This is a genomic window from Protofrankia sp. CiT1, assembly GCF_917627335.1.
GTDB lineage: Bacteria > Actinomycetota > Actinomycetes > Frankiales > Frankiaceae > Protofrankia.
The window spans coordinates 1-15595 of the sequence record NZ_CAKJTP010000035.1; the positions used below are offsets into that span (position 1 = coordinate 1).

A 15595-nucleotide genomic window follows, 5' to 3' on the forward strand; every position below is an offset into this window, starting at 1 on the left:
CAAGGAACTCAACCGGCTGGAGCGCGCGCTGGAGCGGCTGGGACGTCAGGAGACCGCTCTGCACGCGGCGCTTGCGGAGGCGGCTGCCGACCATGAGCGTCTACTCGCGCTCGACGCCGACCTGCGCGCGGTAGTCGCGGAAAAGGCTCGGACCGAGGATGCCTGGCTCGCTCTCGCGACCGACCTCGAGGATGCCTGACCCGCTTCATCCGGACAGCGCCTTCAGCCAACCCGTTTCGCGCATCAACGAGGTACGCGTCAACCAGGTAAGAGGCTCCGGCAACAGGGATTCGGTTTGGCCGGCGACGCAGCCGGGGCGCGCGTCTGAACGCGCCCCGCCGAAATGACGCTTCCGAACACGCTCAGGACGTTGGCTGGACTTCTTTTGCCCGGATGCGTTCGGGAACTGGCCAACGGACATCATGGACGATTCGCAGCGTTTCCAACAGCTTGATCAGATAGGCGCTGGTGTCCAGTTGCCAGGGCTTGACCCCGTGGCGGGCCAGGGTTGGTTCGGCATGATGCAGGTTGTGCCAGGACTCGCCCATCGAAAGGAAGGCGAGCGGCCAGACATTTCCGGAACGGTCCCGCGATATGTACGGGTGCTTGCCGACGACATGACAGATGCTGTTGGTCGACCATGTCACGTGGTGCAGCAGGGCCACCCGGACCAGGCTCGCCCAGAAGAACGCCTGCAGCGCGGCTTCGAACGAGCCTCGCCACAGCCCGCCGATGAGCGCGGGCGCGGCGAGGCTCACCGCGGCGCAGAGCGCGAACATCCGGCTGACCCGGACCATGTCAGCGTCGTTGAGCAGGTCCGGAGCGTATCGGCGCTGGTCGGTCTGCTCGACGTCGAACAGCCAGCCGATGTGAGCGTGCCACAGGCCCTTGGCCACTGCCCGGGTGCCGGTGCCATAGCGCCACGGTGAGTGCGGGTCACCCTCCTTGTCGCTGAAGGCGTGGTGGCGCCGGTGGTCGGCGACCCAGCGGATCACCGGTCCCTCGATCGCCATGTTGCCGGCGATGGCGAGCGCGACACGTACGGGCCTGGAGGTCTTGAAGCCGCGGTGTGTGAAGTAGCGGTGGAAACCAATGGTCACACCATGGCCGGTGATCATATACATGGTCGCGGCCAGGAGCACGTCCTGCCAGCTGATCCACCGATTCCACAGCAGGGGTACCGCCGCGGCCAGCGCCGTCAGGGGAAGCACGATGATCGTGGCCAGCGTGATCTGTTCACCGCGGGCCTTGAGCGATGAACGCGGCGCGACGGTGTGGCGGGGCGGGGCGGTCACCCCAGGTGCCGCGCGGGCCGTGACGCCCGTCGCGTTCACTGTGTCTGTAGTGGTCATGAGACAATCCCCGCCCATCGGTCGTGTTCGTTGCCACGACGGCTTCCGTTGGGTCACGGTAGCTTGTTGCGGCAGTGTGTGGTGCTCGCCACGGGGAACATCCGTGCAAACAATCCGTGCGGCCGGGCTGACCGTCATGAGCCGGACACCCGCCGGCGTGATTGTGTGATCTTTGGCGGATTGGGTTCGTGCTGGTATACTGCGATCGATTTTCCTCGATCCGCCGTGGTGTAATCGGCAGCACAGGAGATTTTGGTTCTTCTAGTCCACGTTCGAGTCGTGGCGGCGGAGCGAGAGGTTCGACCGATGGCTACCAGCGTGACGTGCGGTCGGTTTATCCTTGCTGGGCTGTTTGTCGTCGCCCGAATTGTTCTTCTTGCCCATGATGGCGGCCGGTAAACCGTATCCGGTAAGCCGTGACCCGGTAAGCTCACCGTACACTGACGTTGATGTCCGCGATCACGGGAGCTCGTGTGAGTCAACCACGTCCGGCGGCAGTTGTCGTCCTCGCGGCAGGCGAGGGTAAACGGATGCGTTCCACCATCCCCAAAGTGTTGCAGCGTATTGCGGGGCGATCCCTGCTTGAGCACGTCCTCGCCGCGGTGGCTCCGCTCGACGCGCGGCGGCAGCTCGTGGTGGTCGGGCACGCGCGGGAACAGGTGATCGCGGCGGTCGCCGGACGAGCCCCGGCCGTGTCGCCGGTCGTGCAGGACGACCAGCGTGGCACCGGGCACGCGGTCCGGGCCGCGCTGCGGGCGGTGGCGGGTATCCAGCCGGATGAGCTGGTGGTCGTGGTCCCCGGGGACACCCCGCTGTTGACCGGCGCGACGATGGTGGCGCTGCTGGCCGAGCATGTCCGCGCGGACGCGTCGGCAACCGTGCTGACCGCCGAGCTTTCCGATCCGACCGGCTACGGCCGGGTGATTCGTGGACCGTCGGGTGACGTCCGGGCGATTGTCGAGCAGTCGGACGCGGACCCCGTCACCGCGGCCATCCGCGAGATCAATACCGGCGTGTACGTGTTCACGGCGGGTCCGTTGGTCGAGGCGCTGACATCCCTGACAACTGACAATGCCCAGGGTGAGGAATATCTGACCGACGTGATCGGGGTGCTTTTCGCACGCCGGCAGGCCGTGGCCGCCTGTCCGCTCGACGATCCGGGCGAGGCGTTCGGCGTGAACGACCGGGTCCAGCTCGCCGCGGCCGGAATCACCATGCGGGACAGAATTGTCACCGCGGCGATGCGGGCGGGCACCACGGTGGTGGATCCGTCCACCACCTGGATCGACGTCGATGTCGTCCTGGAGGCGGACACGACGCTGCTGCCGAACACGTTCCTGCACGGCAGCACCCGGGTGGCCGCCGCGGCCGTGGTCGGTCCGGACTGCACCCTGACCGACACGGTGGTCGGGGCTGGGGCCACCGTCAGCCGTACCACCGCGGCCGATTCAGTGATCGGGCCGGATTGCGTTGTCGGTCCGTACACGCACCTGCGCCCGGGAACGCACATCGGGCACGGGGTTAAGCTGGGTGCCTTTGTGGAGACCAAGTCAGCCCAGGTCGCTGACGGTGCGAAAGTGCCTCATCTGGCTTACGTCGGCGACGCGGTGATCGGCGAACGTAGCAATATCGGGTGTGGGACGATCTTCGCTAACTACGATGGCATTGCCAAGCACCGTACGGTGATCGGTATGGATGTCAAGATCGGTAGTGACACCGTGCTGGTCGCGCCGGTGCGGGTGGGAGACGGTGCGTACACGGGTGCCGGTTCGATTATCACGGAGGATGTGCGACCGGGAGCGCTGGCCGTTCGGGAGGGCCGGCAGCGCACGATCGAGGGATGGGTGCAACGGCGCCGGCCGGGAACCGCGGCGGCTCGGGCCGCAACGGGCGATGTGGCTGGTGAACCCGGCCGGACGGGCACCTCCGCCAGCATTGCTGGCATGACCGGTGGGGGCCGGCTGTAGATACCTAGCGGATGCCGATGGGAACCGATCGTAATCGAATGGACCAGGTTGGAGAATCCTGATGGGCTACCAGACCGAGAACCGGCGCAACCTGATGCTTTTCGGTGGTCGGGCACATCCTGAACTGGTGGCCGAGGTGGCCGGCGCGCTTGACGTCGTGCCGGTGCCCACCAGCGCCTATGAGTTCTCCAACGGAGAGATCTTCGTAAGGTTCGAGGAGTCGGTTCGCGGGTGTGACGCCTTCGTGCTGCAGTGTCACTCCGCGCCGGTGAACACCTGGCTGATGGAGCAGCTCATCATGGTGGACGCGCTCAAGCGCGCAAACGCCAAACGCATCACCGTGGTGGCCCCCTTCTACCCGTACGCCCGGCAGGACAAGAAGCACCGCGGCCGGGAGCCGATCTCGGCCCGGCTGATCGCGGATCTGTTCAAGACCGCCGGTGCGCACCGGCTGATGTCGGTCGATCTACACACCGCCCAGATCCAGGGGTTCTTCGACGGGCCGGTTGACCATCTCTTCGCGTTGCCGTTGCTCACCGACTACATCGAGAGCAAGCTCGACACCTCCGCTGTAACGGTGGTGGCCCCGGACGCCGGCCGCGTCCGCGTTGCCGAGCGCTGGACCGACCGGCTCGGCTGCCCGCTCGCCATCATCCACAAACGACGCGACCCGGATGTACCGAACCAGGTCAAGATGTTCGACGTGGTCGGAGAGGTCAGGGGCCGGACCTGTGTCATCGTCGACGACATGATCGATACTGCGGGCACCATCACCAAGGCGGCCGAGGCGCTGAGCGAGAACGGCGCAACCGAGGTGATCGCCGCCGCGACCCACGGCGTGCTTTCCGGGCCCGCCGTCGACCGCCTGAAGAACTCCGACATCAGTGAGGTCGTGCTCACCAACACGTTGCCGCTGCGCAGCGAGGCCCGCATTGACAAAATCACAGAATTGTCGATCGCGCCGCTGTTGGCTGCCGCGATCAGGGCCGTCTTTGAGGACGGATCGGTGACTGAGCTCTTCGGCGGGGACGCATGACCGCCGGATCAGCTGTGTATCCGCCTGCCTGACCGCGAGTGTCCGTGTTCACTGTTCCGGCGCTGCCCGTGCCGCCCGTGCCGCCCGTGCGGACACGAGCGGCGCGGGCGGCATCGGCCCCGGTGACTGTGCGATGAGCGGTTTTCCTGTTCTGTCCGGAGCCTTCATCGGTGTTCTCTCCATGGCGGCGACAGCCATGTGGATCGTGCTGTTCCGTATCCACCGGAAGTCGCCGCGAGCGCCCAGGGCCGTGGTTTGTCTCATGGCGGTGCTGCTCACGATCACGGTGGCGGCTGACGCGGTCAACGCCTACTTCAGCTACCTCCCCCGGCTCGGGGATGTGATCGGAGCGGCCACGGAGGGGGGCTCCGACCCACATCTGAGGACCACGGACCTGCGCCCTTCGACGACGTCAGCCACCGTGCGTTCGCATCCGCACGGAGCGGTTCTGGCCCTCCCAGTCCCCGACAGGGGCAGCGGATTCGGGGCGACGACCGCACTCGTCTATCTTCCACCGCAGTACTTCGACCGGTCACAACGGCGCTTTCCGGTGCTTTACCTCATCCACGGGTCACCTGGGATCCCAGCTGACTGGTTGCGGGGTGGGCAGGCGGCCGATGCCGGTGACCGGGTCGCGGTCACCGGCCATCCGGTGATCATAGTGATGCCGCGCATGAGCCATGGCTGGCTTGACGACCCCGAGTGCGTTGACGGCATCGGTGAGCGCGTCGAGACCCACCTGCTGCGTGATGTCGTACCGGCGGTCGAGGCGACGCTGCGGATCGAGCCCGGATGGACCAACCGGGGCATCGCCGGGATGTCCGCCGGCGGTTACTGCGCGCTTAATCTTGGGCTGCGGAACAGATCCATGTTCGGGTCGATCATAGACATGTCCGGGCTGACTCGCCCGACCCACACCGGCGGCCTGAGGCCGTTGTTCGGGGCCGGTCCGCAGGCGCCGGCCGCCGCGCTGGCGAACAGCCCGGATCTCTACATCGATGGCCTCGGTCCGGGCCCGCGGCCGCAGGTCTGGCTTGACGTGGGACGTCATGACCGCAAGGTCGCGGGCGCCATGAGGCACATGCACGATCTTCTCGACGCGGACGGCTACCCGGTGCAGCTGCACGTGCGGCCAGGAGTACACACGTTCACCGTCTGGCGGCCGGCGTTGCGGGACGCGCTTTCCTGGTTCGCGGCTGACGTCGCGCGGGTGTCCGCCGCGTAGCGACCCGCGGGCAGAGGGGATCCGCGCTGGGCACGGCGGCCGGCACCTCGCGCCATCGGTCCCGGGCACTGGGTCGGTGGTCTCAGTGGTCAGTGGTCAGTGCGGACCGTGCCACTGCCAACGCTGGTGGCGGGCGCGGCGCCGCGCAGGAAGCGGGCCGGGCTGCCGACCCAGACCTCGGCCGCGGGCACATCGGTGAGTACGACCGTGCCCATGCCGACCGTTGACCACGGGCCGACCGAGAGGTTCTCCCGGACCAGCGCGCCCGCGCCGACGTAGGCGCCCGCACCCACGCGCACCCCGCCGGCCAGCGAGACCGACGCGCAGATCGTCGCGAAGTCCTCCACGACGTCGTCATGGGTGAGCACCGAGTTCGGCATGATCGCCACGTGGTTACCAATCGTGACAGCGGTGGTCATGGTGATGCCACCCAGCAGGATCGATCCGTGACCAACCGTGCAGGACGGTGGTACATGGACCCCAGGATGGACGACGGTGGCGAAGCGCTCCGCGCCGATGCCAGCCGCGGCCAGCCGGGCGGCGAGCCGCGCTCGTACCGCGCCGGAACCGGGGCAGAGCAGCACCAGCGCGTCCGGCATGCTGGTGATGACCTCGGTGCCACCGAGCACGGGCAGACCGTCCAGCACACAGCCCCAGCGGGCCGGGTTGTCGTCGGTGAAGCCGAGCAGCCGATGGCTGTCCGCGGCGTGCACGGCCTGCGCCGTCTCACGGGCGAGCCCGCCCGCACCGACCAACAGCAGCGGCTGACGTGCGCGATCTGTCACGGGACCTGTTATAGCTCGTACCGATGCGAGGCTGACCCACCGGAGGGCGGGTCAGCCCTGCCGCGTCCCGTCCGGTACTGTGAAGGACCGCGCTGTTCCGGCAGGCGCTTCCCGCTTGTTTCGCGCCGCGCCGTTGTTCCCCAGCCTGTAGGAGGATGAGTACCGCCATGTCCGAGGTCCGCATTGCCGCGGAGCCGCGTACCGAGTTCGGCAAGGGCGGGGCTCGTCGTACCCGCAAGGCCGGCAAGGTCCCGGCCGTTCTGTACGGTCACGGTCAACCGCCCCGCCATATCTCGCTGCAGGCCCACGAGCTCCTGCACGCGTTCAAAACCAGTGCCGGCACGAATGTGCTGCTCCGGCTGGAGCTGTCCGACGGGACTCAGCTCGCTCTTCCCAAGGACGTCCAGCGGCATCCGATCAGAGGTAGTTTCGAACACGTCGACCTGGTCATCATCCGTACCGGCGAGCGGGTCACCGTGGAGGTCCCGGTCGTACTGGTCGGTGACGCCCACAGCGACACTCTCGTCGACCAGCAGCTGACCACCGTCTCGGTGCGGGCCGACGCGACTGACATCCCCGGGTCGATCGAGGTCGACATTGCCGGCCTCGAACCCGGCGCGAACATCAATGCTGGTCAGCTCATCCTGCCCGCGGGTTCCATCCTGGACACCGACGCGGGGCAGGTCGTCGTCCAGGGGCTGGCGAAGTTGACGGTCGCCCAGATGGACGCCGAACTCGCCGGGGCCGAGCAGGCAGCCGGCGGCGTGACAGCCGCCGCGGCGGGCGAGAAGACCGACGCCTCGGCCTGATGAGCCCGCTGGTGGTGTCATGACCGGCTTGGGAGCCGATGGCGCGGTTGCCGGGCCATGGCTGGTCGTCGGACTGGGCAATCCCGGTCCGACGTACGCCGGTAACCGGCACAACATCGGCTTCATGGTCCTCGATCTGCTTGCCGAGCGGGTCGGGGACCGTTTTCGGACCCATCGGGCACGCGCCGACGTCATGCAGACGCGGCTTGCCGGGGCCCAGGCGGTGCTTGCCAAGCCACATTCGTTCATGAACGCCTCGGGCGGCCCGGTCGCGGCTCTGCGTGCCTTTTTCAAGGCTGAGGTAGGACGAGTTCTGGTCGTGCACGACGAGCTGGATATCCCTTTCGGAGCTGTCCGGCTCAAGCTCGGCGGCGGCGACAACGGTCATAATGGTCTACGATCCGTTACGGCTTCGCTGGGCTCGCGTGACTACCTGCGAGTTCGGCTCGGTATTGGGCGTCCACCCGGTCGGATGGACCCCGCCGACTTCGTCCTGCGGGACTTTTCCTCGGTCGAGCGCAAGGAACTCGCCGTCGTGGTGGACACCGCGGCGGACGCGGTCGAACAGGTCGTCGCCGAAGGGCTGGCCGCGGCCCAGAATCGTTTTCACTCACTGACCCGGTAGCGGCCCGCTGGCCCGCTGGCCCGCTGGTGACCCGGTCGACGCGCCGCTCTGGTCAGCCCGAGATCCCGGTCTGGACGAAAGCGGGCGACCACGCCTGCGCCACCAGTACCCGAGGGGTACCAGACCCATCAGCGGCCACTCCCCACACATCATTGATCACGCTGTCCTGGTCCGAGGTTCTCGGCAGGCCGTAGGCAACGGTGTTCTGGTCGAACCAGGCAGCCTGGTCATCAACGCTACGGGTCTCGGCGAGCGGTGTCTCGCGCATCGTCGCGAGGTCCAGCACGGTCAGCCGCCACTGCACCAGGCTTCCCTGGGCGCGTTTCTTGAAGGCGATCCGGGTTCCGTCCGGTGACAGGGACGGGCATTCGACGTTGGTCGTCAGGGTGCGCAGCGTCCGCGTCCTGATGCTGCCGACCACAAGATAGGTCTGGCCACCGGTGGACAGCGTCGCGTACAGGCGGTCATCGTCATGATCGAAGGTCACTCCCCAGAAGTTGGCGTCGGTGGGGTGGATCTCCTTGCCATCCCTGGTGACGGTGAACGACTCGAGATTGCCGATCTCCCGGCCGGCGGAGACGTCGTAGAGCGTCGTAGCGGTCGAGAAACCCGCGCTTGCGTAGGAATGGCCCGAGACGAACGTGGTTACCGCGGCCAGCCGGCCGTCCGGGGACAGGCGGGCCCGGCTCGGAATGCCCACGATGTTGAAGCCGTGCCGCACCTGCATGTCCGCAGAGAACGTGAACGCCTTGTAACTGGTGTAGATCCCCGGGCTCGCCGCCAGGCACAGCCCGACCGTGGCCACCATGTCGACACGGTCGCACTGCAGGTTCGTGACGACGCGCGGAGCGGTCAGGTCGTTGAGCTTCGCGACGGACACCTCGCCGTAGCTAGGCCCGCGTTCGCTGCTGCGGAAGACGACCACCGGGGTGCGCAGCAGCGAGGTCAGGTCGATCGGACGCGGGCTTGCGGCCTGGGCCGCTACCGGGGACGAGCGGTGGGCGAGGCTGATCCCATAGCCGATGGTGAGCGCGACAGCGCACAGTACAACCACCGCGAACGCTGCGCGCCGGCGCCAGCGGTTCGAGCGCGGCACGGTCGATCTTGCTGATGATCTGGTGCTGGCGGTCACATCGTCCTCCGCAGAGCTGACCATGCGATGGCAAGGGCGACGGCAAGGAGAACAGCAGCCGCGGTCAACGCGGTTTCCACACCGGCGACCGTCCACAGCGCGCCGAAGGCGGCCGAGGCCGCCAGCTGACCGAGTGACACGCCGGTCTGCACCAGCGCCAAGCCGGTGGTTCGAGCTCCGGCGGGCAGCGCGGCGCTGGTGAGTGCTGACAGGACGCCGTCGGTGGCAGCGTAGTACAGGCCCAGGAAACCCAGACAACACAGTAGCGCGGTCATCCCCCGCAGCGGCGAAAGCAGCGTCACGTAGACACCCAGCAGAGCTCCGAAGCCACCGAGAAACACCCGGGCCCGCCCGATCCGGTCCGCCAGCCGTCCGAGCGGAACCGAGGTGAGCAGGTACATACCAGATGTTCCGGCCGCGAGCAGAGGGAACATCGTCGGCGTGATCTCGAGAGTTCGCTGCATGCGCAGGTAGATGAACGCGTCGCCGATGGTTGCCAGCGCCAGCACGCAGCCGGCCACCAGAATCCGGCGCAGCCGCCGGTCGGTCACGGCGAGCATCATATCTCGCAGTGACATTTTCATTGTTGGTTGCGCCGGCATATCGGCGGGGGCCGCAGTTCCGGCGGGGGCCGCAGTTCCGGCGGGGGCCGACGGGCCGGGCCGTCCAGCGGGTTCGGGAGCCGGGCTGCGGTCGACGAAGAACACCAGGACAGCCAGGCCCACCACACCGGCACACGCGCTGACCGCGAAGACGAGGCGGTAACTGCCGGGAACGGTCGACAGGACCGCGAACGCCGCCACCGGGCCGAGCATCGCGCCGAAGGTGTCCATGGCCCGGTGCACCCCGAACGCGACTCCGAGACCGTTCTCGGTGGCGGCCAGCGAGAGCAGCGCGTCCCGAGGTGCGGTGCGGATGCCCTTACCTACCCGGTCGGTCACGATCGAACCCGAGACGACCGCCGCCGAGCCCCCGGGTACGAGCAGAGCGAACCTGGAGAGCACCGACAGCGCGTAACCCGCCGCGGCCACGTCACGGTGCCGTCCGAAGCGGTCCGAGGCTACGCCTCCCGCCAGCCGGACCAGCGCGGTCACACCTTGGTACAGGCCGTTGACGACGCCGACCTGGAGCGGGCTGAAGCCGAGGGAGAGGACGAGGTACAGCGGCAGCACCGCGGTGACCATCTCGGTGGACAGATCGGTGAGCATGCTGGTGAGGCCGAGCATGAGTACGACCGGGGCGACGGCCAGGCCCGCGGGGCGTCGGGCCGGCCGTGACTGATCGGATGCGGCCTCCGATGGGCGGGGCGGTGGACCGTCACGCAGTGTCGAGTACATGGGCACTTTTCCCTTTGGGCAAGTTAAGAATCAACTGTCAATATTTAATACGACTTTTTGCCAAAATTTTTCCTAAATTTAGGGCTCGCTGTTGACCGGCGATCGGGCTGTGTGTCGTTAAGGGGACAATTTTCTGGTCATCAACACAACATGCGGACTGAGACTGGATATGCGACGCCATATAGGGTAATTTCTGATGGTCGGGCTCCGGTAGGGGGGTAGCCCGACGTCCAGGAGGGGGCTGCTTCGCCGGGGGGTCGGCGCGGTGCCGCGGTACTGCCGTGGCAGCCGGGCCACAGCTGGGGAAGCTGGGGGGGTCGAGCATGTCATGTCGATATATCACCGATTTTCGGACTCCGTCCATCCTGGGGCTTTGCGTGATCAAATGACGTTCTTCCGGGGGCGTCTCCGCAGGTAGGAGTCCTGCAGGTGAGAATTTCAAACAGCGGAAAAAAGCTGTCCTCGGCGCTGGCCGCAAGCAGAACAAGGGCGTATTCGTGTCTCGTCTCGCCGCTCGCTTCACGATGGATTGTCCTGTCGGTAACGGTCGGGATTCTGATAGCCCTTTCCGTACCGCTTGCCTCTCGTGCGCGCGCGGCCGACCCATGTGGTCCGCCAGTCGTCAACCCGATCGCCTGTGAGAACACCCGGACCGGTTCGCCGCAGTCCGAATGGGACCTCGCCGGCACCGGCGACGACACCATCCAGGGATTCAGCACCGATATCAGTGTCAATGCCGGTGGCACGGTGCACTTTAAGATCAAGACCAGTGCCAGCGCCTATCGGCTCGATATCTATCGGCTCGGCTGGTACGGCGGTGACGGAGCCAGGAAGATGGCCACCGTCAACCACTCTGGCGTGCAGAACCAGCCTGCCTGCCTCTTCTACACCGCCACCAACCTCACCGATTGCGGCAACTGGGCGGAGTCCGCGGCCTGGGCGGTGCCGAGCAGCGCGGTCTCCGGCGTCTACGTGGCCAAGCTGGTCCGTACCGACACGGGCGCGGACAACCACATCGTCTTCGTCGTGCGCAACGATGCAAGCCACTCGGACGTGCTGTACCAGACCTCCGACACCAGTTGGCAGGCGTACAACTCCTTTGGCGGGGCGAGCCTGTACCCGGGGCCGATCGGACGCGCCTACAAGGTCAGTTACAACCGTCCGTTCACAACTCGTGGTGACGTTCCGGACGGCCGTGACTTCGTCTTCGCCAACGAGTACCCGATGATTCGTTTTCTTGAGCGCAATGGTTACGATGTCTCGTACGCCAGCGGTGTCGACACCGATCGTTACGGCAGCCTGCTGACCAACCACCGGACGTTCCTTTCGGTCGGCCACGACGAGTACTGGTCGGGCCCGCAGCGGGCGAATGTCGAGGCGGCCCGGGACGCCGGTGTCAACCTGGCCTTCTTCAGCGGCAACGAGGTCTACTGGAAGACCCGCTGGGAGCCGAGCACCGAGGGGTCCGACACCCCGTACCGAACCATGGTCACCTACAAGGAGACCTACCTCGACGTGGTCGACCCGCAGGACCCGCCGACATGGACCGGCACCTGGCGTGACCCACGCAAGAGCCCGCCAGCCGACGGCGGCCGTCCGGAGAACTCGCTGACCGGTACCGCTTACATGGTCAACAGTGACGACCTCACCATGATGGTCCCGGCCGCGGACGGCAAGATGCGCTTTTGGCGCAACACCGCTGTCGCCAGCCTGGCGCCCGGGACGTCGGCGGCTCTCTCCCAGCACTCGATCGGGTACGAGTCCGATGAGGATCTCGACAACGGCTTCCGCCCGGCCGGCCTCGTACAGCTGTCGACGACCACCGGCGCTGTCAGCCAGTACCTTCAGGACTACGGGACCACGGTCGCGGCCGGTACGACCACGCACCACATGACGCTCTACCGTGCCGCGAGCGGCGCGCTGGTGTTCGGCGCGGGCACCATCCAGTTCACCTGGGGCCTGGACGCCGTGCACGACGGCACGGCAACGGCGGTTGACGCCAACATGCAGCAGGCGACGGTGAACCTGCTGGCGGACATGGGCGCGCAGCCGGCAACGCTGATGCCAGGGCTGGTCACGGCCACCGCGTCGACGGACCACACGGCACCGTCGGTGGCCATCACCTCGCCGGCCGCCGCAACAGCCGTCACCAATGGCAGCCAACTGACCGTGACCGGTACCGCTGCCGACGCCGGTGGCGGAGCCGTCGGTGGTGTGGAGGTCTCCATCGACGGCGGCGCCACCTGGCATCCGGCGACCGGGCGTGAGAGCTGGACCTACACCGGGACGGTCCACGGCCTCGGGGCGCTCACTATCAAGGCCCGTGCGTCTGACGACAGTGCCAACATCTCGGCGCCGGTGACCGTATCGGTCAATGTCAGCTGCCCGTGCATGGTTTTCGGTTCCGCCGTGACCCCGAAGACGCCGGCGGTCACCGACACGACCGCGCTGGAACTGGGCGTCCGCTTCACCGCTGACGTCGACGGCTGGGTCACCGGAGTCCGTTTCTACAAGGGCAGCGGAAACACCGGTACGCACACCGGCACGCTGTGGTCGGCCACCGGCACCCAGCTGGCCACCGCCACCTTCACCGGGGAGAGTGCGTCCGGCTGGCAGCAGGTCACCTTCGCGCAGCCGGTGCAGATAACCAGGAACACCGCCTATGTCGCCTCCTACTGGGCGCCGGCCGGGCACTACGCGGCGGACGCGGGCTTCTTCGAGGTGAGCGCGGCTGACGCCGTGCCGCTGCACGCGGCCAAGGACTCCGGGAGCGCTCCCAACGGGGTTTACCGCGCGGGCGGCACCGGGTTCCCGACCAGCACCTACGGATCCACCAACTACTGGGTGGACCCGGTGTTCTCCGATGTCGCGCCACCTGACGTCACCCCGCCGGCGGTGACGAGCCAGACACCGCTGCCCTCGTCGTCCAGCGTGTCGACGGCGGTGACCCCGACGGCGGTCTTCAACGAGGCCGTGCAGCCGGGGACAATCACCTTCACCGTCGGCGCGGGTGGGCAGAACGTGGCGGGTGGCGTCGGGTACGACGCGGCGACCAGGACCGCGACATTCACACCGACCGCGGCGCTGGCTACCGGTACGACTTACACGGCGACCGTCAGCGGTGTGCGTGACATCGCGGGCAACCTGCTTGCCGCTCCGGTGACGTGGACCTTCACCACCACGCAGCAGCCACCGGCGGACGGCCTGTGCCCGTGCGGTATATGGCCCGACTCCGCGACTCCGGCGAATATCACCGAAGCTGACACCGGCGCGGTCGAGCTCGGGGTCAAGTTCCGCTCCGACGAGGATGGAAAGATCACCGGTATCCGGTTCTACAAGGGGCCGGCGAATACCGGCACCCACACCGGGACGCTGTGGTCGTCCACTGGTACCCAGCTGGCTACCGGTACGTTCAGCGGGGAGAGCAGCACGGGCTGGCAGACGCTGACGTTCGCCACTCCCGTGTCCATTGTCAAGGACACCACCTACATCGCCTCCTACCACACCACCACTGGCCGCTACTCGACCACGCTCAACCAGTTCGCCTCAGCCGGGGTCGACAACCCGCCGTTGCACGCGCTCGCCAGCGGGCAGGACGGGCCGAACGGTGTCTATGTCTACGGCAACCATGCGTTCCCGACGCAGCCGTCGACCACGAACTACTGGGTTGACGTGGTCCTGTCGCTACCACCGGACGTGACCCCGCCGACGATCACCAGTATGGCCCCGGGCGCGGGCGCGAACAGCGTCCCGGTCACCGCGGCGATAAAGGCGATCTTCAGTGAGCGCGTCACGCCGTCGAGCATCACGATGCGGCTGACTGACACCCAGGACAACAGCGTCATCGCGTCGACGGTGGCCTACGACGGGCCGAGCAGGACAGCGACACTCACGCCGACCGCGACGCTGGCGACCGGTCACGTCTACACCGTATCGGTATCCGGGGCGACCGACCCGACCGGCAATATGATGGCGCCCGTATCCTGGTCCTTCACCACCGCGGGCCGGTGCCCGTGTTCGATTTTTGACACGACTTCCGTCCCCGCGACGCTGGATTCCGGCGACACCCAGGGAGTCGAGCTCGGCGTGCGCTTCAGCGCGGATACCAGCGGCTGGGTGACCGGGCTGCGCTTCTACAAGAGCGCGGCGAACACCGGCACGCATGTGGGCACGCTGTGGACGAATAACGGCACCGCGCTCGCGACCGCGACCTTCACGGGTGAGACCGCGTCCGGATGGCAGCAGGTGAGCCTTTCCGCGCCGGTCGCGATCACCGCCGGCGCCACCTATGTTGCCTCTTACCACGCGCCGAACGGCCATTACTCGGCCAGCGCCGGCGTGCTGAACACCACCGTCAACAATGCACCACTTCATGCACCGGACAGCGCTACCGCGGGCGGCAACGGACTGTACCTGTACGGCGCTGGTGGATTCCCTGACCACAGTTTCGCCGGTGCCCACTACTGGGTGGACGTGGTGTTCACCACGACCGCGCCGCCCGATAATACACCACCGGCGGTAGCGGTACGGTCGCCCTTGGGTGGTGCGTCGTCGGTCCCGGTGGACGTGGCGCCTCAGGCGGCCTTCACGGAGGCGGTCGTCCCTTCGACGGTCACCATGACCCTGTCCGGTGGGGGTGGCCCGGTCAGCGGCTCGGCCGCCTATGACGCCGCCGCGTTCACGGAGACCTTCACCCCCGCCGCGGCCCTGACGCCGAGCACTCAGTACACTGTCACCGTCAGTGGTGCCAAAGATGCGGCTGGGAATACGATGTCGTCCACCAGCTGGACGTTCACCACAGCCAGTGCATCAAGTCCGACCGGACCGTTCTCACTTTGGAGTGATTCGACAGTGCCGGGATCTGTCGACGCGGGCGACACCAACGCGGCTGAGCTGGGGGTGCAGTTCATACCCTCCGTGAATGGCCGGATTCTCGGCGTTCGTTTCTACAAGTCAGCAGCCAACACCGGTACGCACACGGGCACGCTGTGGAGCGGCTCCGGCACGGCGCTGGCCACCGCTACGTTTACCGGTGAGTCGACTACCGGATGGCAGGAGGTTCGTTTCTCGACGCCGGTTGCTGTTACCGCAGGTAGTACCTACGTGGTCTCCTACCACACCAGCGTCGGCCACTATTCCGTCAATGGTGGCTACTTCCTGTCATCCGGGCTGGTGAGTGGTCCGCTCACCGCGCCGTCCAGCCCTTCGTCCGGTGGTAACGGCCTGTATATCTACTCGGCCACCTCGGCGTTTCCAACAACCACGTATAATGCCGCCAACTACTGGGTTGACGTAGTGTTTGACCCGACTTCGTAGTCCTGTCGTCG

General features: G+C 66.8%; 10 protein-coding genes and 1 pseudogene. 7 read left to right on the forward strand and 4 right to left on the reverse strand.

Annotation, left to right across the window (positions count from 1 at the left end):
* A pseudogene (locus MJ785_RS08495) lies at window positions 1-199 on the forward strand (ABC transporter ATP-binding protein); the annotation flags it as partial.
* A 163-nt stretch (window positions 200-362) separates the two neighbouring features.
* On the opposite strand, the gene MJ785_RS08500 reads toward MJ785_RS08495, so the two are convergent.
* A complete protein-coding gene (locus tag MJ785_RS08500) occupies window positions 363-1352 on the reverse strand; it encodes an acyl-CoA desaturase (protein ID WP_239312531.1) in 990 nt (329 codons plus the stop codon).
* Window positions 1353-1825: 473 nt separating this feature from the next.
* Between MJ785_RS08500 and glmU the strand changes: the two genes are divergently transcribed.
* From glmU to MJ785_RS08515, 3 genes are all read left to right on the forward strand, one after another.
* Complete coding sequence (gene glmU, locus MJ785_RS08505; RefSeq protein ID WP_239312532.1) at window positions 1826-3319, forward strand: bifunctional UDP-N-acetylglucosamine diphosphorylase/glucosamine-1-phosphate N-acetyltransferase GlmU; 1494 nt, start codon at window positions 1826-1828, stop codon at window positions 3317-3319.
* Window positions 3320-3380: 61 nt separating this feature from the next.
* Entirely contained in the window at window positions 3381-4355 is a 975-nt protein-coding gene (locus MJ785_RS08510) for a ribose-phosphate diphosphokinase (protein WP_239312534.1), read from the forward strand.
* 133 nt (window positions 4356-4488) lie between these two features.
* Entirely contained in the window at window positions 4489-5580 is a 1092-nt protein-coding gene (locus MJ785_RS08515) for an esterase family protein (protein WP_239312536.1), read from the forward strand.
* An 89-nt stretch (window positions 5581-5669) separates the two neighbouring features.
* Here MJ785_RS08515 and MJ785_RS08520 read toward each other — a convergent pair whose 3' ends face one another.
* Entirely contained in the window at window positions 5670-6365 is a 696-nt protein-coding gene (locus MJ785_RS08520) for a NeuD/PglB/VioB family sugar acetyltransferase (protein ID WP_239312548.1), read from the reverse strand.
* A 167-nt stretch (window positions 6366-6532) separates the two neighbouring features.
* Between MJ785_RS08520 and MJ785_RS08525 the strand changes: the two genes are divergently transcribed.
* On the forward strand, window positions 6533-7174 hold the full coding sequence (locus MJ785_RS08525; protein WP_239312550.1) for a 50S ribosomal protein L25/general stress protein Ctc: 642 nt from the start codon (window positions 6533-6535) through the stop codon (window positions 7172-7174).
* Window positions 7175-7193: 19 nt separating this feature from the next.
* Window positions 7194-7799 (forward strand): aminoacyl-tRNA hydrolase, encoded by a 606-nt coding sequence (pth, locus tag MJ785_RS08530; protein ID WP_239312552.1) that lies wholly within the window; start codon window positions 7194-7196, stop codon window positions 7797-7799.
* Window positions 7800-7851: 52 nt separating this feature from the next.
* Here pth and MJ785_RS08535 read toward each other — a convergent pair whose 3' ends face one another.
* Together MJ785_RS08535 and MJ785_RS08540 are read right to left on the reverse strand one after the other, a co-directional pair.
* Window positions 7852-8931 (reverse strand): TolB-like translocation protein, encoded by a 1080-nt coding sequence (locus MJ785_RS08535; RefSeq protein ID WP_239380345.1) that lies wholly within the window; start codon window positions 8929-8931, stop codon window positions 7852-7854.
* A complete protein-coding gene (locus tag MJ785_RS08540) occupies window positions 8928-10268 on the reverse strand; it encodes an MFS transporter (protein ID WP_239310936.1) in 1341 nt (446 codons plus the stop codon). Before MJ785_RS08540 ends, MJ785_RS08535 begins: the two co-directional genes overlap by 4 nt.
* A 429-nt stretch (window positions 10269-10697) precedes the next feature.
* Between MJ785_RS08540 and MJ785_RS08545 the strand changes: the two genes are divergently transcribed.
* The gene (locus MJ785_RS08545; RefSeq protein WP_239380346.1) at window positions 10698-15584 is read left to right on the forward strand and encodes a DUF4082 domain-containing protein; all 4887 of its coding nucleotides are present in this window, start codon (window positions 10698-10700) and stop codon (window positions 15582-15584) included.
* Window positions 15585-15595 lie beyond the last annotated feature (11 nt).

Coding starts and splice junctions, on each gene's coding strand:
- MJ785_RS08500 (WP_239312531.1), bottom strand. CDS start 1,352: ATGACCACTACAGACACAGTGAACGCGACGGGCGTCACGGCCCGCGCG.
- MJ785_RS08510 (WP_239312534.1), top strand. CDS start 3,381: ATGGGCTACCAGACCGAGAACCGGCGCAACCTGATGCTTTTCGGTGGT.
- MJ785_RS08515 (WP_239312536.1), top strand. CDS start 4,489: ATGAGCGGTTTTCCTGTTCTGTCCGGAGCCTTCATCGGTGTTCTCTCC.
- MJ785_RS08525 (WP_239312550.1), top strand. CDS start 6,533: ATGTCCGAGGTCCGCATTGCCGCGGAGCCGCGTACCGAGTTCGGCAAG.
- pth (WP_239312552.1), top strand. CDS start 7,194: ATGACCGGCTTGGGAGCCGATGGCGCGGTTGCCGGGCCATGGCTGGTC.
- MJ785_RS08540 (WP_239310936.1), bottom strand. CDS start 10,268: ATGTACTCGACACTGCGTGACGGTCCACCGCCCCGCCCATCGGAGGCC.